General features: G+C 45.2%; 18 protein-coding genes. 14 read left to right on the forward strand and 4 right to left on the reverse strand.

What is annotated here, in order from left to right; all coding sequences use genetic code 11:
* Positions 1 to 6 precede the first annotated feature (6 nt).
* Both ACXAGK_RS02515 and mutS read right to left on the reverse strand, forming a co-directional pair.
* Positions 7 to 1,638 carry a CTP synthase gene (locus ACXAGK_RS02515; RefSeq protein ID WP_474853898.1) on the reverse strand — a complete coding sequence of 544 codons (1,632 nt, stop codon included), beginning with the start codon at positions 1,636 to 1,638 and terminating at the stop codon, positions 7 to 9.
* A gap of 156 nt (positions 1,639 to 1,794) precedes the next feature.
* Positions 1,795 to 4,416, reverse strand: coding sequence for a DNA mismatch repair protein MutS (gene mutS / locus ACXAGK_RS02520; protein ID WP_474854472.1), 2,622 nt, complete (start codon positions 4,414 to 4,416; stop codon positions 1,795 to 1,797).
* Positions 4,417 to 4,561: 145 nt separating this feature from the next.
* On the opposite strand from mutS, the gene ACXAGK_RS02525 reads away from it, so the two are divergent.
* From ACXAGK_RS02525 to ACXAGK_RS02540, 4 genes are all read left to right on the forward strand, one after another.
* A complete protein-coding gene (locus tag ACXAGK_RS02525; RefSeq protein WP_474853900.1) occupies positions 4,562 to 5,101 on the forward strand; it encodes a CinA family protein in 540 nt (179 codons plus the stop codon).
* 120 nt (positions 5,102 to 5,221) lie between these two features.
* Positions 5,222 to 6,268 (forward strand): recombinase RecA, encoded by a 1,047-nt coding sequence (recA, locus tag ACXAGK_RS02530; RefSeq protein WP_179982559.1) that lies wholly within the window; start codon positions 5,222 to 5,224, stop codon positions 6,266 to 6,268.
* A 306-nt stretch (positions 6,269 to 6,574) separates the two neighbouring features.
* Positions 6,575 to 7,396 carry an ATP-binding cassette domain-containing protein gene (locus ACXAGK_RS02535; RefSeq protein WP_474808407.1) on the forward strand — a complete coding sequence of 274 codons (822 nt, stop codon included), beginning with the start codon at positions 6,575 to 6,577 and terminating at the stop codon, positions 7,394 to 7,396.
* Entirely contained in the window at positions 7,380 to 8,576 is a 1,197-nt protein-coding gene (locus ACXAGK_RS02540) for an ABC transporter permease (RefSeq protein ID WP_474853902.1), read from the forward strand. Before ACXAGK_RS02535 ends, ACXAGK_RS02540 begins: the two co-directional genes overlap by 17 nt.
* 60 nt (positions 8,577 to 8,636) lie before the next feature.
* Here the strand turns inward: ACXAGK_RS02540 and ACXAGK_RS02545 are convergent, their stop codons facing one another.
* Both ACXAGK_RS02545 and ACXAGK_RS02550 read right to left on the reverse strand, forming a co-directional pair.
* Positions 8,637 to 8,954: an EscU/YscU/HrcU family type III secretion system export apparatus switch protein gene (locus ACXAGK_RS02545; RefSeq protein ID WP_474853904.1), complete on the reverse strand. Its 318-nt coding sequence runs from the start codon at positions 8,952 to 8,954 to the stop codon at positions 8,637 to 8,639.
* A gap of 11 nt (positions 8,955 to 8,965) precedes the next feature.
* Entirely contained in the window at positions 8,966 to 11,527 is a 2,562-nt protein-coding gene (locus ACXAGK_RS02550; protein WP_474853906.1) for a flagellar hook-length control protein FliK, read from the reverse strand.
* A gap of 259 nt (positions 11,528 to 11,786) precedes the next feature.
* On the opposite strand from ACXAGK_RS02550, the gene ccmA reads away from it, so the two are divergent.
* The 10 genes from ccmA to ACXAGK_RS02600 all read left to right on the forward strand — a co-directional run bounded on the left by ccmA (position 11,787) and on the right by ACXAGK_RS02600 (position 20,146).
* Positions 11,787 to 12,410, forward strand: coding sequence for a cytochrome c biogenesis heme-transporting ATPase CcmA (ccmA, locus tag ACXAGK_RS02555; protein WP_474853908.1), 624 nt, complete (start codon positions 11,787 to 11,789; stop codon positions 12,408 to 12,410).
* The gene (ccmB, locus tag ACXAGK_RS02560; RefSeq protein ID WP_474853910.1) at positions 12,410 to 13,075 is read left to right on the forward strand and encodes a heme exporter protein CcmB; all 666 of its coding nucleotides are present in this window, start codon (positions 12,410 to 12,412) and stop codon (positions 13,073 to 13,075) included. The genes ccmA and ccmB overlap by 1 nt, the downstream gene beginning before the upstream one ends.
* Positions 13,075 to 13,863 carry a heme ABC transporter permease gene (locus tag ACXAGK_RS02565; RefSeq protein WP_334048302.1) on the forward strand — a complete coding sequence of 263 codons (789 nt, stop codon included), beginning with the start codon at positions 13,075 to 13,077 and terminating at the stop codon, positions 13,861 to 13,863. Before ccmB ends, ACXAGK_RS02565 begins: the two co-directional genes overlap by 1 nt.
* Position 13,864: 1 nt before the next feature.
* The gene (gene ccmD, locus ACXAGK_RS02570; protein WP_214994237.1) at positions 13,865 to 14,074 is read left to right on the forward strand and encodes a heme exporter protein CcmD; all 210 of its coding nucleotides are present in this window, start codon (positions 13,865 to 13,867) and stop codon (positions 14,072 to 14,074) included.
* A 73-nt stretch (positions 14,075 to 14,147) separates the two neighbouring features.
* Positions 14,148 to 14,642, forward strand: a complete 495-nt coding sequence (gene ccmE / locus ACXAGK_RS02575; RefSeq protein WP_179982566.1) for a cytochrome c maturation protein CcmE — start codon at positions 14,148 to 14,150, stop codon at positions 14,640 to 14,642.
* Between the two features lie 3 nt (positions 14,643 to 14,645).
* Positions 14,646 to 16,703, forward strand: coding sequence for a heme lyase CcmF/NrfE family subunit (locus tag ACXAGK_RS02580; protein WP_474853913.1), 2,058 nt, complete (start codon positions 14,646 to 14,648; stop codon positions 16,701 to 16,703).
* A complete protein-coding gene (locus ACXAGK_RS02585) occupies positions 16,703 to 17,359 on the forward strand; it encodes a redoxin family protein (protein ID WP_474853914.1) in 657 nt (218 codons plus the stop codon). The genes ACXAGK_RS02580 and ACXAGK_RS02585 overlap by 1 nt, the downstream gene beginning before the upstream one ends.
* A gap of 2 nt (positions 17,360 to 17,361) precedes the next feature.
* A complete protein-coding gene (locus tag ACXAGK_RS02590) occupies positions 17,362 to 17,913 on the forward strand; it encodes a cytochrome c-type biogenesis protein (protein WP_474853916.1) in 552 nt (183 codons plus the stop codon).
* Positions 17,910 to 19,199 (forward strand): c-type cytochrome biogenesis protein CcmI, encoded by a 1,290-nt coding sequence (gene ccmI / locus ACXAGK_RS02595; RefSeq protein WP_474853917.1) that lies wholly within the window; start codon positions 17,910 to 17,912, stop codon positions 19,197 to 19,199. Before ACXAGK_RS02590 ends, ccmI begins: the two co-directional genes overlap by 4 nt.
* A gap of 2 nt (positions 19,200 to 19,201) precedes the next feature.
* Positions 19,202 to 20,146, forward strand: coding sequence for an MlaA family lipoprotein (locus ACXAGK_RS02600; RefSeq protein ID WP_474853919.1), 945 nt, complete (start codon positions 19,202 to 19,204; stop codon positions 20,144 to 20,146).
* Positions 20,147 to 20,171: the final 25 nt, after the last annotated feature.

Genomic DNA, 20,171 nt, shown 5'->3' on the forward strand with positions numbered 1-20,171 from the left:
TAGAAATTAGTGATTTTCTTTCTGGTATTTTCCTGCCGCAGCAACGAAACCAGTAAATAGTGGGTGTCCATCCCGAGGAGTTGATGTGAACTCAGGGTGGAATTGGCCCGCAATGAACCATGGATGATCAGGGATTTCCACCACTTCTACAAGTCGCTTGTCAGTGGACAAACCACTTACCTTTAATCCCGCCGCTTCAATTTGATCGCGCAAGTTGTTATTTACTTCGTAACGGTGACGGTGACGCTCGTAAATCTCAGCATCGCCATACATCTCGTGAACTTTTGTACCTTCAATAAGGTGGCAAAGCTGGCTACCTAAGCGCATTGTGCCGCCCAGATCAGACGTTTCGGTACGTACTTCAGTGGTACCCGCAGCGTCTAACCATTCGGTAATAAGACCCACAACAGGATAAGGCGTGTCTGGATTAAATTCAGTACTGTTCGCGTTTTCCATACCTGCCACATTACGTGCATATTCGATAAGTGCGACTTGCATACCTAAACAAATGCCTAGGTAAGGCACCTTGTTCTCTCGAGCATAACGGGCTGCTGCAATTTTACCTTCAATACCGCGTTCACCAAAGCCGCCAGGTACTAAGATAGCGTCTAACTGCTCTAGAATTTGTGTGCCTTTGCTTTCCACGTCTTGTGAGTCGATGTGATGGATGTTCACGGTAAGACGATTTTTAAGACCAGCGTGTTTAAGTGCTTCATTAACAGACTTATAGGCATCAGGCAATTCAACGTACTTGCCAATCATACCGATGTTTACTTCAGCCGTCGGGTTAGACTCTGCGTAAAGCACTTGCTCCCACTCAGATAGGTCTGCTTCGTTGCAATCTAAACCAAAGCGGTCTACAACTAACTGGTCCATACCTTGCGCTTTAAGTGCAGCAGGAATACGGTAAATGCTGTCTACGTCTTTAAGTGAAATAACCGCTTTATCAGCAACGTTTGTGAACAGCGCGATTTTAGAACGTTCGCTAGCTGGTAATGCACCAACTGAACGGCACACAAGAATATCTGGCTGAATACCAATAGAGCGGAGTTCTTTTACCGAGTGCTGAGTAGGCTTAGTTTTTACTTCGCCTGACGCTGGCATATAAGGTACTAGCGTTAAGTGCATGAACATAGCGCGCTCACGGCCCACTTCTGTACCAAGCTGGCGAATTGCTTCTAAGAATGGTTGTGACTCGATGTCACCTACGGTTCCGCCCACTTCAACAATAGCCACATCGTGACCTTCAGCACCTTCAATTACGCGGCGCTTGATCTCATTTGTTATGTGAGGGATCACCTGAATAGTTGCACCTAAGTAATCACCGCGACGTTCGCGCTTAAGTACTTCTTCATACACACGACCAGTAGTAAAGTTATTGCGCTTTGTCATGCGGGTGCGAATAAAACGCTCGTAGTGACCAAGATCGAGGTCGGTCTCAGCGCCGTCATCAGTAACAAATACTTCACCATGCTGGATAGGGCTCATAGTGCCCGGGTCGACATTGATGTAAGGGTCGAGTTTTAACATGGTTACGGTGAGACCGCGAGCTTCCAGAATTGCGGCCAGCGATGCTGCAGCAATACCTTTACCTAGCGATGAAACTACACCACCTGTGACGAAAATATAATTTGTCATGCGAAACCTAGAACGTTTGGGTTGTATGGTAAATATAGGCTGAGTTTAGAACAAAACCAGCTACACTTTGGACGGGGCGATAGTATACGCAAAATCATGTGGGCAGACAATCAATTTGCCCACATGATGCGCAATTTATACGCGCTTAAGCTTGGTTTAAGACTGGCTTAGACGCTTTAGTGTGTAGATAAGGTCTAGCGCTTGGCGCGGTGATAGCTCATCAGGCGATAAGTTTTCAAGGGCTTCTACAACCGGATGTGGCTTATCAGGGAATAGCATTTCAGCTTGGCCTTTGGTATTTGATGTGGCTTTACCTGATGCGCTTGTTTTATTTCCACCTTTTACCGAGCTCTTCGCTCCAAAAGACTTATCGTTGGCTTTCTCTGATCCATCTTCCGTGCTGGTCATAAGATGTGATGATTCCAACACCGCAAGCTTCTGTTGTGCCGCTTTTATTACCGCCTTCGGTACGCCTGCAAGTTGGGCAACCTGTAAACCAAAGCTTTTGCTCGCAGCGCCTTCTGATACGGTATGCATGAAGCGTATAGTATCTTCAAACTCCATCGCATCTAAGTGCACATTCACTACGCCACTTTGCGTTTCTGGAAGTTCAGTTAGTTCAAAGTAATGCGTGGCAAAAAGCGTATAAGCATTGAGCTGCTTTGCTAAGTAACTTGCACAGGCCCAAGCCAGTGATAAACCATCATAGGTACTGGTACCGCGTCCTATTTCATCCATTAATACCAACGAGTTTTCTGTAGCATTGTTTAGAATGTTTGCCGTTTCTGTCATCTCAACCATAAAGGTTGAGCGACCAGAGGCTAAATCATCCGATGCGCCAATACGGGTAAAGATGCGGTCAAGCTTTCCTATGTGGGCGTTTTCTGCAGGTACAAAACTGCCAATACAGGCTAACAGGGCAATGAGCGCGGTTTGGCGCATATAGGTTGATTTACCGCCCATGTTCGGACCGGTAATAATCAGCATGCGTCGCTCGGTGTCTAGCTTAAGCGGGTTGGCAATGAAAGGGTCTTTCATTACGTTTTCAACAACAGGGTGGCGACCGGAATTATAAGAAAGCGCACATTCTTGACTCAAGTTAGGTCGATACCAATCAAGGGAGACTGCGCGTTCGGCAAAACAGCACAGCACGTCGAGCTTGGCAAGCGCTGCGGCGGTCTCAATTAAGTTATTTAAGTGTGGAGCAAAGTTGTCGAACAAGGCTTCATAAAGCTGCTTTTCAAGAGCAAGGGCAGCGCCTTGACTGCTTAACACTTTATCTTCGTGCTCTTTAAGTTCTGGCGTTATGTAGCGCTCAGTATTCTTAAGGGTTTGTCTTCGAATATATTCAGCGGGCGCTAACGCACTGTTGGCCCGGCTAATTTCAATAAAGAAGCCATGAACTTTGTTATAGCCCACTTTCAACGTGGAAATGCCGGTGCGCTCGCGCTCACGCTGTTCCATAGCGTCTAAGTAGTCGGTAGCACCTTGTGATAGCTTGCGCAATTCATCAAGTTCGGCGTTGTAGCCCTCGGCAATCACGCCGCCATCCCGTATTACCACTGGCGGATTATCAATAATGGCATCATTTAACAGGGCTTGAAGCTCTGGGTAAGTGCCAATGGTTTCGCTGATACTTCTGACTTGCCCTGTATCGAACCTAGCTAGAGCATCTTGTAAATCAGGCAATGCATTAAACGCATTTTTTAGGCGAGCAAAGTCACGAGGACGCGCAGAGCGAAGAGCTAAGCGCGCCATAATACGTTCTATATCACCAATGTGCTTTAACGCGGTGCGAATATCTTCAGGGTCGTCGTTAATGAAAGTTTCAACAGCATCTAAGCGGCTGTGCAATTCATGTTGGTCTGTTAAAGGCGAATGAATAACGCGCTGTAGCATACGACTACCCATGGCCGTGGTGGTGGTATCCATCACGCTAAACAGCGTATTTTCCTGCCCACCCGACAAATTATGGGTAAGCTCTAGGTTCCTGCGGGTGGCAGCATCAAGCTGCACACGGCTGTCTTGCTGTTCGGTTTGAATGCGACGAATGTGGGGCAGAGCAGTGCGCTGGGTATCCTTTACATATTGTAAAACACAGCCCGCTGCGCCTAAGCCTTTAGTGACGCCTTTTATTCCAAAGCCTTCTAATGTTTTGGTTTCAAACTGGGCATTTAGCTGTTCGGTGGCGGTGTCTATGTCAAATTCCCATTCAGGACGGCGTCTAAGCCCTTTGCGGTTTTCAACAAGAGGTAAACTTTCAAACCCTTCAGGATAAAGAAGTTCTGCTGGGTTAATGCGCTGAATCTCAGCCAATAGGCCTTCATCACTATCGCTTTCAAAGATAACGAACCTGCCACTCGTAACATCTAATGTCGCTAAACCATAATGCATACTATGACCGCAGACTGCCGCAAGAATATTGTCGCGACGTTCTTCTAGTAGCGCTTCATCGGTCACTGTACCAGGCGTAACAATACGTTGTACTGCACGTTCAACAGGGCCTTTACTGGTGGCCGGATCGCCAACCTGTTCACAAATGGCAACCGACTCGCCCATCTTGACTAAGCGAGAGAGGTAGCTCTCCACTGCATGGTAGGGCACACCCGCCATAGGGATAGGCTCACCGCCAGATTTGCCTCTTGCTGTTAGCGATATATCCAGCAATTCCGCAGCTTTTTTGGCATCGTCGTAAAACAACTCATAAAAGTCGCCCATGCGATAAAATAGTAGAATATTCGGATGCTGCGCCTTAATAGTCAGGTACTGGCGCATCATAGGAGTATGTGATTCCAAAAAAAATGCCTCTGCGAATTTGTTGCTGGGTTTAATGCCTGTTAAGGGGAATAAATGATAAACTCACGCCCACTAAGATCAAGCGAAGATCTGATAAAGCACAACAGGTGTAACTAGGTATATCCAAATGAGCACAACATTTTCAACTGATTCGACGGTAAACGCCAGCCCTTTAAAGCTTGATAGCGCATTATCTGTGCAAGTTCAGGCACTAGGGGATGCACTTAGAGCAAAAGGTTGGAATGTATCTAGTGCAGAATCCTGTACAGGTGGGGGGATTGCTTTTGCTTTCACCAGTGTTTCAGGAAGCTCTGACTGGTTTAATCAATCCTGGGTGACCTACTCAAATGATGCGAAGCAGAGCATATTAGGTGTTACCGAGCAGACGCTCAAAGAGCATGGTGCAGTGTCGAAGCAAACGGTAAAAGAAATGGCAGAAGGCGTGCGACGCAATAGCGGTGCGCAGCTAGTTGTGACCGTAAGCGGCATCGCCGGGCCTGGCGGGGGCAGCGAAGCAAAACCGGTGGGCACTGTGTGGTTTGGTTTTTTGTGTGGAGAGCAAGAAGCGCAAATCAAACAGGTTTTTAGCGGCAATCGCGACGAAGTTCGTCAACACGCTATTAGCTTTGCTATTACTCAGTTAATTAAAATGTTGAGCGAAATTTAAAAACACTGGTTGAAACTGTATGCTTGTACAGTATAGAATATGATCATTATTTGGTAACTTCATACAAAATATGGAAAGCACCAAAACAGAATTTAACCGCAAATCCTAGAGGATACATACGTGGACGATAACAAATCAAAAGCTTTAACCGCCGCAGTTGGCCAAATTGAAAAGCAATTTGGTAAAGGCGCAATCATGCGCTTAGGCGATAACCAAGCCATGGACATTGAAGCGATTTCTACTGGCTCACTTACCATTGATATCGCTCTAGGTATAGGCGGTTTGCCATGTGGACGTGTTGTTGAAATCTACGGGCCAGAATCATCAGGTAAAACCACGCTAACACTTCAAGTTATTGCTGAAGCGCAGAAGAAGGGCAAAACTTGTGCGTTCGTGGATGCTGAGCACGCCCTAGACCCAGTTTACGCTGAAAAGCTAGGTGTAAACATTGACGAACTATTGGTATCTCAGCCTGATACTGGTGAGCAAGCGCTAGAAATTTGCGACATGCTAGTACGTTCAGGTGCAGTAGATGTTGTTATTGTTGACTCGGTAGCGGCGCTTACACCTAAAGCTGAAATTGAAGGTGACATGGGTGATTCTCACGTTGGTCTTCAGGCCCGTCTAATGTCGCAAGCGTTGCGTAAGCTTACAGCTAACATTAAGCGCTCTAATACGCTGTGTATCTTCATTAACCAAATTCGTATGAAGATTGGTGTAATGTTCGGTAACCCAGAAACCACTACTGGTGGTAACGCGCTTAAATTCTACTCTTCTGTTCGTTTAGACATTCGCCGTATCGGTGCAGTGAAAGAAGGCGACGAGGTAGTAGGTAACGAAACTCGCGTTAAGGTAGTGAAAAACAAGGTTGCGCCTCCGTTTAAGCAAGCCGAGTTTATGATCCGCTACGGTGAAGGTATTAGTAAAGAAGCTGAGCTTATCGACCTTGGTGTTAAGCAGAAGCTTGTTGATAAGGCCGGCGCTTGGTACAGCTACAAGGGCGACCGCATTGGTCAAGGTAAAGCGAACGTAATGAAGTACCTTAAGGAACACCCTGAAACGGCTAATGAGATCGAAACAAAGATCCGTCAAGAGCTATTGCTCTCTAAAACCATGCAGGCTGAAGAAGCATTGCCACAGGGCGAAGACGACGTACTTCCTGAATAAGATAGGTTTTACAAGTATCTTAAAAACCCACCGAAAGGTGGGTTTTTTTATGCCTTTGCTACGCAGGGTATATTAAGAAATATTTACTAACACTTAATATCCGGTTGAAACTTGTACAAAAAATAAAAACAGGGAATGCTGTAATAAAGTACGATAAGCGAAGACTACAAAGAAAAGGTTGGCCTTTGGTGTATTTCCAAGGTTCAACGTTTCAGAATATAAATAAGGAAAATTTGCGGCTACAGCAAACAATGCCTTAAACAACAATTAATATTGAGAATAGCTTACATCAAGAGGGAAAAGGGAATGATTGAAATATCAGGTCTCGCTAAACGCTTTACGGTGGAGAACCCGAAAAAGCTTAGCGAACAAGAGAAGAAGGACCCGCGTTTAAAAGGGCGTTATTTTCAGTCAGTAAGGGATGTGTCTTTTACTTGCGAAAAAGGTCAGGTTCTGGGATTGCTAGGGCCTAACGGCGCAGGTAAAACCACTACTTTGCGTATGCTTTCAACAGCGCTTAAACCCGACAGCGGTAAAGTGCTTATAGGTGGCGAGGACGTACTTTCTAACCCCAACATTGCGCGAAAGAAAATTGGTTTTCTTTCCAGTTCAACAGGTCTATACGGCCGTTTAAGTGGGCGTGAAAATATTAGCTACTTCGGTGAACTACACGGCATTTCAAAAAATGTAATTAATGCACGTATTGAAGAGTTAGCTGATTTGCTCGACATGCAAACCTTCCTTGATAGACGAGCGGAGAATTTTTCATCAGGCATGAAACAAAAAGTGTCGATTGCCCGTGCGGTTATTCACGAACCAGAGTTGGTGGTTCTCGATGAGCCTACAACTGGCCTTGATATTATGGCAACCAGTACGGTAATGGAATTCATTCAACGTCTTAAGGATAAAGGTACACCGGTAATTTTCTCTACCCACCATCTTGATGAGGTGCAAACCCTTTGCGATAAGGTGACCGTGATTAACCAAGGTGAAACAGTATTTAACGATTCGCTTGCCGCCTTTAGTGCACTTTCTGGTAATGGTGCAGAGGCAGGGCAAATGCATAAAAGCTTCCTAAAAACACTTTCAATGGATTCTGAGGAGATGGGTAATGTGGTTAATCTTTAAAAAGGAATTCAAAGAGCTATTAAGGGATAAGAAAACCATCATATTCATGATTGGTTTACCGCTTTTATTATTCCCAGCTATTTTCGGTGTCGCGTTCTTTTTCATGAGTTCAGCGGCGGATAAAGCAGAGAATGAAGTGTTGAAATACGCGATAGTTGGTGAAGCTTATGCGCCAGCAATTGTACAGTCCTTTAACGATGCCTCTGATAAATTCGAATCGGTTGCGATTGGCGATGAGACTGACTATGCCGAACTCATTAAAAACGAAACGTTAGACTTTGTGTTAGTTATACCAGAGAGTTTCGATAGTGACGTATTAAGTTCAGGGCAACATAAGATTGAGCTTTATTTAAACGATGCAGGCCTTAACAAAGTTATGGGGCGTGTTTCCGATATTATTGATGAATATACAGACGCATTTCAGCAAAGCGCGTTTGCACAGCTAAACCTTGACGAAACTCAGCAAGAGGCCTTGCTGAAGCCAATCAAGATAGAAAAGCAAAATGTCGCCGACGATCGCGAAGTGTGGGGTGAACGTTTAGGCGGTATGCTGCCTTACTTTATATTCATCTTGTGCCTACAAGGTGCAATGGCGCCAGCTTCAGATTTGGGCGCAGGTGAAAAAGAACGTGGTACCTTAGAAACCTTACTTATATCGCCAATGGATCGCCACAAATTGGTATTGGGTAAGTTCTTTACGGTAGCCACCGCAGGCATTGTTACTGCGCTAATAACGGTGTCTTCCATGGCCATATGGGGGCTGGTGTTATCCCAAGGCATGGCCGTTGAATTCGTCGTTGAGATCATGTCAATGATAGGTCTTGTAGACTTCTTACTGATATTCTTGATGTTAGTGCCTGTGGTCGCAGTATTTGCGGCGGTATTGTTATCGCTTTCTATTTATGCTCGCTCTTTTAAAGAAGCGCAAAGCTACATGGGGTCACTGATTATGGTGGTTATCTTCCCCGTAATCATTGCGATGATGCCGGGCGTAGAGCTTAAAGGTGGCTGGGTTTGGGTACCGCTGACGAACGTTGCCCTTGCTATGAAAGAACTGTTTAAAGGTACCATGGACTATTTCGCGCTATTTGGCATATTTACGTCTACGGCAGTCATCGCGGCAGGTCTTATTTTCTTTTGTATCCATTGGTTCAACAAAGAAAAAGTACTGTTTAGATAATCTGAAAAGTATTGAGTAAATAGCAAAAGAGCTCGCTTAACGCGGGCTCTTTTTTTACCCTCACACTTCAAAATCTACCCGTTTGATAATACCTTCCCACCCAGGAGGAATTTTCCCCTGTAAAACATACGAGTAAGCAAGAAGTTCCGCGATGACGTAATAAAGCGATTCAGGGATATCTTGCCCCACATCAAGGGTAGCAAGGACGTCGCTTAAGTAAGGGTCTTCGTGAATTAATATCCCAGTTTCTTCAGCCATGGCGATTATTGCCTCAGCTAAGTCTCCATACCCCTTAGATACTACCTTCGGCGCATTTTTCTTGTCGCCGCCATCGTATTTTAGGCCAATAGCGCGTCTTGTCTTTTGAGAATCAGTCATACTCCTTCCACCTAAACCCTAGTTTCAAATATTTGATGAGGGCGTGTGTTTAACGTTTCAGGAATATGGCCTCGCTGGTAACTTGTGTTTTCAACCACAAGTCCGAGAGAGGAAAGGCGTTTATGCAGGTAGGGTAGCGTATCACCAATACGCCTGAGCACTTCATCGTTCGATGCATACAAGTCTAAGTTAATCGTGTCTTTATCGATCTTTGACTTCGCCAATACCTGACCGCTATCGCCAATGTCTAGCTTCATCGTGATATTCCAAAGCGAGCGCTGACCCGCCTGTGTTTGTTTATTGTGTTGCCCGCTTTGGTCTCGAGTTATCAAAAGCTCGGGCGGACTGTGATGTTGTGAAAGCGACGGTAACACATAATAGAAACTATCTTGTCCTTGAATACGGGAATCGACACTCGCTACTTTACTTTGCTGATGACTGCTTAGTAAGGTTTTAAGTTGAGAAAGCAACTGCTGTCGCCCGTCTAACTGGTTCATGTCTTGGCTAACACGACTTGGTTGGGTGGTCACTCCCATATTCGATAGCGTCTTAGAAACGATAGAGTCGGGTGCATCTATTTGGGTTTTTAAGCTAGGCTGTCTTTGCATGGCACGGCCTGCTAGCGCTAGCTGAACTAACGCAACCATGCCTTGTACGAAACTTGATGAACTTACAGGCGATGTCAAATTAATTGGAGTCGTCACCAAGGCTTGTGTTGAGATAAGCTGCTGCAAGCGTTGGGATAAACCTTGGTCGTTCATGTCTAGTGCGAGTTTTTTAGGTCCGCCATTAACGTCACTGGTAGTATTTACGCTCTCTCCCATGAAGCTTTCGCTTGCTTTAACTCCAGCAAGAGGCTTATCGGTATCAGAAATAATAGGAGGGACTTCTGCGCCCTTACTTTGTATAGCAGTCAATTGTTGAGCAATACTACTCAGTAAACTATTCGATAATCCTTTTGCTTGTGTGCTTAGGGACTGAACTAGGGAGGCAAGTGAAACCTGTGCTACAGAGGGCGATTTACTTCCACTATCCTTTCCTTGGATTCCCACCGTTTCTTCAGACCCATTGGTCTTCGACTGCTTTAACGCATTTGCCGCCGCCATCAATTGCTCAATAGTAGGCTTAGGAGGACCGATAAAGTCACTATTAATAGCTCTGGCTTGCGAAGGTTTGGCGTTAAGGGCATCAAGGCCTTTTAGCTGCTGCAATATTTTATCAATATGCTGTACTTCAGGTACTTTGGTCGCACCGCCATCTTGCGATAACTTTCCATTTTCAACAATAGTGACGAGTTGGCTTAACGCTTGGTTTGTATTGCCCGTCTGGCTTAGTAAGACTCGAGAAAGGGCGGTGATCGCCCTGTGCACATCCGAGCCTTTAAGTGATATGGGGGCTTCTTTATCAATGTGTGCGACAGTAGATGTGATACTTCCAGCACCTCTATCTGAGACAGTCTCGACCCCTTTTGCGTTTACTTTGGGAAGTTGTGACAGATCGAGTTTGTTTACCTGCTCTGCGTTTAAAGAGGGAATGGCTAAGGAAGATGAGCTACTCTGAGGCAAGCTTATTTGTAATAACGGACTTTGTTGCACTGTACGTATTAAAAGCTTGCTATCAATCAAGGTTAGTGCAGATACAGCTTTTAATGTATCGGGTTTAATGCCTGAACTTTTTATAATAGTAGTAAGACTTGGAGGGTTATTAGAATTGTGCTCAATGGCGACGCCACCTTGCCTAATGGAACTTGCGATAACCTGCTGTTGTAAATTTGCACTTATATTTTTGTCTGTAATGGTGGCGAGATTACTGGCGTTAACTCTTGGGTCATTGCCTGCTTTAGAAATTCCCTGAGAAATCTGAAGTGTGATATGGCCATTACTTTCTCTACTTAGCCTTAAGACAACTTGCTGACCAAGCAGCTTTTGAAGTGCAGTTTTAGCGGCACTATCAAGCTTTTCAGTACTTATGTCATTAAGCGGCAGAACGTCGCTTTTAGAGGTATTAATTTGAAGCTGCCCGAAGCTCTCGCTTTTTGTTGAAATAGCGAGTTCACCTTTAAGGGTGACGGCAGCATTATTTGTAGCGAGCGCCTTTGCCACGGCTTTGAATAAATCTGCTTTATCAGGAGGCGTTAATACGGCGTTCTGTTGCGAGGAAGTTGTAAAAAGCAATACCGCACGCTGAGTACCAGATTGGTCAGGTAGAGTACTTTGAGGCAAAAGAGCAAGCTGAGCATTGTTAATTGCTTGTTTTGGGAGTTTTGCATCTGTCTCGGCGGGTAAAACAATATTTAGAGTTTGTGAAGCTGAAGCTGCGCTACTTGATGAATTGCTATTTACCGGGGCGCTTATCGCTAATACCCGTTCGGGCAAGCGTTCAACTATTACTTTTGCCGCATTATCTAACGCGGCAGCCTGAGACAGTGTGGCATTAGTAATAGCGGGAGACGTACTTCCTTTTTGCCCTTGAGTCGCAGCGTTTACACTTCCTGCTTGTGATAAGGATGCTGAAGCCGAGCCAGAAGATGGATTCGAAGCGGCTGCCAATAGTGATGATAATGGTGTTGTCATGATTGTAATATCGGCACGGTGGCGCTTTTCCTTACTAATTAAAGTATAGCAAAGCTATTAAGGGCTGTTTCCAATTTACGCATGGCCACCAATAGAAAAGAGAAAAGCTTCCCATTAAAGGCAAGAGAACTTAAATGAAAATGTCTTTGTCGTTGAAGTAAATCATATTTAATTGGAATTCACGACTGCGAAAAAGCGTTCGTGTGGTAGACTAGCGCCATTTTTTATAACCTCTTCTGAACGTTGGAGTAGCTAGGCAGTGTTAGAGGCGCGCGGGTTAACATGCAGCAAACGAGACAGAACCCTTTTTGAAGGTCTTTCACTTGCCGTTAGTGCTGGTGAATTGCTGTATTTGCGTGGACCTAATGGCGCGGGGAAAACCAGCTTGCTTCGCATCCTCACAGGACTGAGTTCACCTGATTTAGGTACCGTTTTTTATCAAGGATCAGATGTATCTAAGGACAATTCAGGCTATTACCATGATCTCCTTTATCTAGGTCACAAAAGCGGTACTAATGGAAGCCTTTCGGCATTAGATAATCTGTCGTTCTGGTTAGCCCAGCACAAGGTATCGGTGCCAGTTAACACACTATATAACGTATTAGAAAAAGTGGGGTTAGTTGGTCTTGAAGACGTGCCTGTTAGGTATTTGTCGGCAGGTCAGCAACGTCGTGTAGCGCTATCAAGACTATGGCTTAAGCCAGCAAAGGTGTGGATATTAGATGAACCCTTTACAGCACTTGATGTAAAAGGAGTGCACATGCTTGAAGCTAGCATGAAAGAGCATGTAGGTCGCGGCGGTTTCATCATTACTACTTCGCATCAACCCCTTTCAGAAACCGCTGGGGAACACCGTGTATTCGACTTGGAGTACCGCTTCTAATGTCACTTTATCAAGGTATTTTTAAGCGCGACATGCAGATTGCGTTCAAGCAAAAAGCGGAATTGGTGCAACCACTGATGTTTTTAACCATGGTAGTGACTTTGTTTCCGTTAGGCGTTAGTCCGTCTCCCGATACCCTGCAGCGCATTGGACCAGGGGTAATTTGGATTGCGGCAATTTTATCTTCGCTCATGGCGATGGAAAGGCTGTTTCGCGATGACTTTCAAGATGGTTCGTTAGAGCAATACATGCTTTCTGGTATGGCGTTGCCAGCGGTAAGCGCGGTGAAAGTGACCGTACATTGGTTGGTTAGCTTCGTGCCCTTATTTTTGCTTTCCCCTTTATTAGCGATGTTTTTGAATTTGACAGTAGATATGTATATCGCGCTTGTTTTAACGTTGCTGCTGGGTACGCCGCTACTTTCTCTAATTGGTGCTATTGCGGTAGGACTTACCGTCGGATTGCAAAAGGGAGGGGTACTTTTAGCACTGTTACTTATCCCTGTCTTTATTCCTTTACTGATATTTGCCACGTCGGCTGTGGATTCTGCCGCACTGCAATTACCTTATCATGCGCAACTTGCTATTATTGCCGCCATGCTTTTATTGGCTGCGGCATTGGCACCGTTTGCCATCGCGTATTCTTTAAAAGTGAGTCAAAACTAATGTGGAAGTGGTTACACCCCTACGCAAAAACAGAGCGTGCTTACCAGCTTTGTTTAACTTTACAGCCTTGGTTTTGGGTTGGTGCTTTAGTGTGTTTGAGTATAGGCACTGTATGGGGGCTTGCCTTTGCACCCCAAGATTATCAGCAAGGTGATTCGTTTCGTATTATTTACATTCACGTGCCTAGCGCCATTTTGTCTATGGGTACTTATGTTGCTATGGCAATTGCAGCCCTGGTCGGTATGGTTTGGCAGTGGCGTACTGCTTATATGAGCATGATTGCCATGGCGCCCATTGGCGCAGTAATGACCTTTATCGCTTTGTTTACAGGGGCGGCTTGGGGTAAACCTATGTGGGGCGCTTGGTGGGTGTGGGATGCGCGACTGACGTCAGAGCTTATTCTACTTTTCTTGTATATGGGGGTTATAGCCCTTTACGGTGCATTTGAAGACAAACAGCAGGCTGGTAAAGCCGCAGGCGTAATGGCGCTTGTTGGTGTTGTAAATATCCCCATTATTCACTACTCAGTAGAGTGGTGGAACACGTTACATCAAGGCGCAACAATCAGTAAATTTGACAACCCTTCGATTGCGCCTGAAATGTTGTGGCCGCTGTTAATTAACTTACTGGGTTTTGCTTTCTTTATTGGTGCTGTAACCACAGTGCGTCTACGCAATGAAATTGTATTACGAGAAATGCACAGGCCTTGGGTACAAGCGTTGGCAATGAAAGCAATGTCAAAGCATCAAAGCGATACGGCAAGTACATTTGAGAAAGAGGGCAATTAAGATGCAGTTTGAGTCCTTTGCCGATTTTTTAGCTATGGGTGGCTATGCGTTTTACGTATGGCTGTCGTTTGGCGTTACTTTTGTGGCAATGGCCATAATCGCCGTACAAAGTTTTATAAAGCATCGCGGCCTTTTAAAGCAGGTGGTGGTGGAAAAAGAACGCAAAGCGCGCATTAAAAAAGCGCGACAGCAACAGCAAGACAACGCCTAGTTTAGCGTTAAAAGTTAACTAGGCATTTATTTGCGTTTTTATCGTTTATTAGTTTTTTCGAAGTGAGAGTTGCATGAACCCGAGACGAAAGCAGCGATTGACCGTAGTAGGAATTATCGGTTTTTTAGTAGTAAGTGCAATTGGATTGATGCTTTACGCTCTAAACGACAGTATTGACCTTTTTTATACGCCCAGCGAAATAATTGAAGGCAAAAATGGACAAAAACCACAAGTAGGCCAGCGTCTTCGTATAGGCGGTATGGTGGTACCTGGCAGTGTGAAACGAGATCAAGAGAGTTTGGCTGTGAGCTTCGACCTAATCGATACCGGTCCAACGGTTACTGTAACTTATACGGGGATCTTGCCTGATTTGTTCCGCGAAGGTCAGGGCATTGTGGCTACGGGGATACTTACCGGCGAGAAGAATATCAAAGCGCAGGAAGTCCTTGCTAAACACGACGAAGAATACATGCCGCCAGAGCTGGCAGAAAAAATGAAAGGCATTAAACACGTTAAACCTGACAATATGCCTTCTTACGAGTCGTCTAACGGCACTGGAGGCAAATAATTTATGGTGCCTGAGATTGGAAATATAGCGCTGACGCTTGCGCTAGTGCTTTCTATATTATTGGCCGTTTATCCGCTGTGGGGCGCTCACCGTCAGCATGAAACGTTAATGGCTACTGCCAAACCGTTAGCCATTGGCTTGTTTACGTTTACACTTATTGCCTATGTGTGCTTGACCTACGCGTTTGTTACCGATGATTTTAGCGTGGCTTACGTTGCGCAGCATTCAAATAGCCGGCTTCCTATTTATTATAAGATTACCGCTGTATGGGGCGGTCATGAAGGCTCTTTCCTACTGTGGGTATTGATGCTTTCAATCTGGACAGTGGCTGTTGCGATATTCAGCAAGGGAATACCTCTTGCTATGGTCGCTAGAGTACTGTCGGTATTAGGCATGGTAGGTATTGGTTTTTACTTATTTATGCTGCTTACCTCAAACCCTTTTAACAGCATGCTGCCGTTTTTCCCAGTTGACGGACGAGATCTGAATCCGCTGCTGCAAGATTTTGGTATGATCATTCACCCGCCTATGCTTTATATGGGCTATGTAGGCTTTTCTGTCGCTTTCGCGTTTGCTATCTCGGCGCTTATCTCGGGTCAGTTAGATTCAACCTGGGCGCGTTGGTCAAGGCCTTGGGTTATCTCTGCCTGGGCGTTTCTGACTGTAGGCATTGCGCTAGGTAGCTGGTGGGCGTATTACGAACTTGGCTGGGGCGGCTGGTGGTTCTGGGACCCAGTAGAAAATGCCTCGTTTATGCCTTGGTTGGTAGGTACGGCCCTGATGCACTCGCTGGCAGTGACCGAAAAGCGAAAGGCGTTTAAATCATGGACAGTGCTACTTGCAATTGCCGCATTTAGTTTAAGTTTATTAGGTACCTTCTTAGTACGTTCTGGGGTCATCGTTTCGGTGCACTCTTTTGCAAGCGATCCTACTCGAGGCTTGTTCATCTTAGGCATATTGATTGTACTTAGCGGTTTTGGATTGCTGCTTTATGCCATGCGTGCGGCTTCGCTTAAAAGCCCTGGACGCTACCAAGCCTTTTCTCGTGAAGTGCTGCTAATGGGCAACAATGTCTTTTTATGTGCAGCAACATTAGTTGTTCTTCTCGGTACGCTACTGCCTCTTGTTCACAAAGAGTTAGGCTTAGGCAGTATTTCCGTAGGCGCTCCGTTCTTTAACCAAATGTTCACCTTGTTGATTGTGCCCTTTGTATTGATGCTAGGGCTTGGTCCGCTAACACGTTGGAAGCAGCAAAAAGCCAGCGAACTGCAAAAACAACTGTTGGTTGCAGGTGGAATTGCGCTAAGCGCAGGTGTACTAGTGAACTTTGCCTACGACGAACCAACTTACATGGGTGTACTGGGAATGGTGTTGGTGTTTTGGATCCTCGTCACCACAGTGCAAGAAGTCATGCAGCGTTTATCAGCTATGCCTTCAAATAGCTCTGATAATGCATCGGTACTATCTAAACTTCGCAAACTTACACCAAGCCACTGGGGCATGGTGTTGGGCCACGTTGGCTTTGCTATCTGCATTATTGGTATTACCCTTGTTTCAAACTACGAAATGGAGCGGGATGTTCGCATGGACATTGGCGATACCGTTTCTTTAGGTGGTTATGATTTTAATTTCAAAGACGTACGTAAAGTACAAGGACCGAACTTTGAAGCGGACAAGGGCGTATTTGATGTTTATCAAGACAGTGAATTAATAGCGCATCTAGAGCCAGAAAAGCGTTTGTATATCGTACAGCGTATGCCGATGACTGAAGCCGCTATTCACTCAAACCTTGCAAGGGATTTGTTTATCGCTATGGGTGAGCCTTTGGACAATGGCGCATGGGCCATCCGTATTTACATTAAACCGTTTGTTATCTGGCTATGGGCGGGTGCAGTGGTTATGGCTATAGGCGGTATCTTTTCTATTAGCGACAAACGCTATCGTATGGCTAAAGTAAAAAAGATAAAACGTGTATTCGGTGGTAAAGGTGAAAATGACGCTGAGCAATCTCATGGTCAAGTATCCACTTCATCAAATACGTCAGTGAAAGGAGACGCGTAATGAAAAAAGCTCCACTTGTTGCCATTCCATTGGTGCTGTTTTCTTTGCTGGTTATTTTCTTATTCAAAGGGCTTTTTTCTGACCCTAGAGAGCTAGACTCTCAAGTTCAGGATAAGACGTTACCTGCATTCTCACTGCCAGATCTTATGCAGCCAGACATTACCTATACCCCAGAAAATTTAAAAGGAAAGGTGACTATCTTAAATGTATGGGGTGTATGGTGCGTGACCTGCGCTGTCGAAATGCCGTACCTTACTCAGCTTAAGAACGAACAAAATGTTCACATTGTGGGGTTGTATTTCGATCAGGATTTAGACCCGGACTTTGGCACAAAAACACTTAGCCGCGTTCAGCAAGAAGTCACCGACATGCTCAGCCGCTATGGCAACCCTTACGCGTACAATATCTTCGATGTTTATCGCGATACCTCCCTTGACCTTGGCGTTACTGGTGCACCAGAGCACTTTGTGATTGATGCTGAAGGCATTATACGTATGCATCACATAGGCGATATTAATGAGCGCGTGTGGAATTCAAAAGTTGGTCCGCTTTACAATAAGCTAGTTGCCGAAGCGTCTGGCAAAGTTAGTAAAGATAGGAAAGTGGACGCTGATGCTGTAATGAGTGACGCCCAAAGTGCTCAAGGAGGTGAGTAAGGATGTTAGCTAGAAATACTACTCATATACCTTGTGGAGCCTATGAGGTTGATTCAGATGTACGTGTTGCTGACAATTTAACTTTCAAATTTTCCGTTTTCAAAACGCTAGTGTCTAGTTTTTTTGCCCTTTTGCTGGTAATTGGCCCTTTCTCGGTACACGCCGCTGAAGATAAATTTACCTTCGACACTTCAGCACAACGTGAGAGCTTTTTAAAACTTACCGCTGAACTGCGTTGCCCTATGTGTCAAAACCAGAATATTGCCGATAGCGACGCCATGATTGCCCACGACATGCGCCGAAAAGTATACACCTTACTCAAACAGGGCAAAACAGAGCAGGAGGTGATTGATTTTATGAAGTCGCGCTATGGCGATTTTGTGCATTATCAACCGCCGGTTACGCCTGCGACACTGTGGCTTTGGGCTGGCCCCGTATTGTTTATATTCATTGCCTTGTTGGTTGTAATTCGCCGCAAATCGGTAACGCCACCTGAAGATATGGCCGCTAAGTTAGCCAAAGCAGACAAAATGTTGGAGCAAGAGAAAGAATGAGTTGGTCTGAGTTTTATATTATTGTTTCAGGCTTAATCACGCTTGTTCTTTTAATTATCGCTTTTCCATGGCTGCGTAACAAAAATCACGCAAAACAAGACAGTTTGAGCAATACGCAAATTGTTAAGCAGCGCCTTGCTGAACTTGACCGCGAGGTGCAAGAAGGGCTTATTAGTGAGCACGACAAGCGCCAGGCGGTTGATGAGCTTAAACTGGCGCTGGTGGATGAAAGTGCATTTCACCAAAACAAAACCGGTAACGCTAAATTGCCACTGGCAATAGGTGGTCTACTTGCTGTGTTATGTGGAGCAATTGTGTATTCGCAAGTTAACCAGATGGAACGTGTTGCGAAAGCCCAGCAGTCTATTGAAGCGCTACCTGAGCTGAGTCAGCAACTTGCCAGCGGTAACGCGAACAATTTGACTGAGCAAGATATCGCAAGCCTTGCCTTAGCTATACGCCAGCGTTTGCGAGAAGAGCCTGAAGACGATACAGGCTGGATGTATTTTGGCAGATTAATGCTGAGTATTGGCCAAGAAGTACAGGCCATTGAAGCTATCGATAAAGCAGTGAGTTTGGCGCCGTCTAATTCAGCTAACCGTATTACGCTTGCTCAGGCTTTAATGACCACGGGTGATGTAAATAACTTGGAACGCGCGCAATCTATCTTATTAGGCTTGCTTAATGATAACCCTGAGAATGATAATCTCGCGCTTATGATGGCAGTGGTGTCGGCTCAACTTGGTGACCTTGCTAATACCCGCCGTTTTTATCAACAAGTTGAAGGAAAATTACCAGCAGATAGCGATATGGCCCAGCGTTTAGTTGCGCGTATAAAAGAGCTAGAAGGAAATACCAGCGAAATGGTAGCGATGCAAAGCTCTAATGCAGAACCTACGGGTGAGACGGATGTACAAGGCGATAACAAGGAGGCCGTTACTGGTTTTACTATCACCGTTAATTTATCCGATAACGCTAAAGCAAACGCGCCTAAAGAAGGCTTTTTAATTGTGTTTGCTCAAGATGCCAACTCAGGTAATAGAATGCCTGCTGCTGTGGTTAAGTTGCCAATAGGTGACTTTCCGGTTTCTGTAACATTAACTACCGAAAACGCTATGATGCCACAATTTACACTTGCTGCGCTTTCTGATGTGGTGGTTACCGCAAGGCTATCTAAAGATGGTAATGTGGCAGTTTCGAAAGGTGAATGGCAGGGGAGTGTGAGTGCAAGCGTTACTGCCAACGAAATATCTTCACTAAGCGTTATTATTGATAAGGAATTATAAGTATGGAACTGTCTAAATCACTCGCAACCGGCTTGATTGTTGCGGCAAGTCTTCTAGGTGGCTGTGCGAGTAACCATACTCAAGATCAGGCTCAAGCATATTCTCAAGACGCTGGGTCAAACGAGGCTGTAGTGGATACATCGGACCCACGGGATCCCCTTGAACCGGTTAACCGCGAGATTTGGGACTTCAACTGGGATGTATTGGATGCCTATATTTTACGCCCTATCACAGTTACCTACGTTACCGTTATGCCTCAGCCTGCACGAACTGGCTTAGTGAACATTACGGATAACCTACAAGAGCCAGCAAACTTTTTAAATAATATGTTTCAAGGCAAGGTGGATGATGGGCTAGACAGCCTAGCACGCTTTTTAATAAATACTACGGTAGGGCTAGTCGGCACCTTTGATGTTGCGTCTAAAATTGGCATTGAGCGCAAACGTGAGCAGTTTGGTGAAACCCTAGCTGTTTGGGGGGTAGATACAGGTCCTTTCTTAATGTTGCCATTTTTAGGTCCAAGCGATCCGCGAAGTTTTACCGGAGACTATGTTGACGGTTTTGCTTTTCCTATGTCTTTGCTTGAAGGGTCGGTAAACTTTGCTCGTATTGGTATTTCAGTACTGGAAACAAGAGCGCAATTACTTGACCAAGAAGCGCAGCTAGAGCAGTCAGTTGACGATTATGCTTTCGTAAAAAATGCTTATTTTGAGAATCTAGAATTTCGCGTTACTGACGGTAAAAGCGGCGATAAAGCCATTGATGATGAGCAGCTAGACGACTTTGCTGATTTCGAAGCTATGCTTGAAGGAAGCGACTTTGATAGCTATGAAGAAGCGTCAGAGGAAGCTGTCGATGAGCCTACAGATTCAGAAGATGCGTCAGCTGATGACAGTGAAAAAGCTAAGCTAAAAGAAAAAGACTCGAAGTCGAAAGACGGCAAATAAAGAAAGAGTAATAAATAGAACGAAG

Source organism: Alteromonas sp. ABM1_013, from assembly GCF_056160505.1.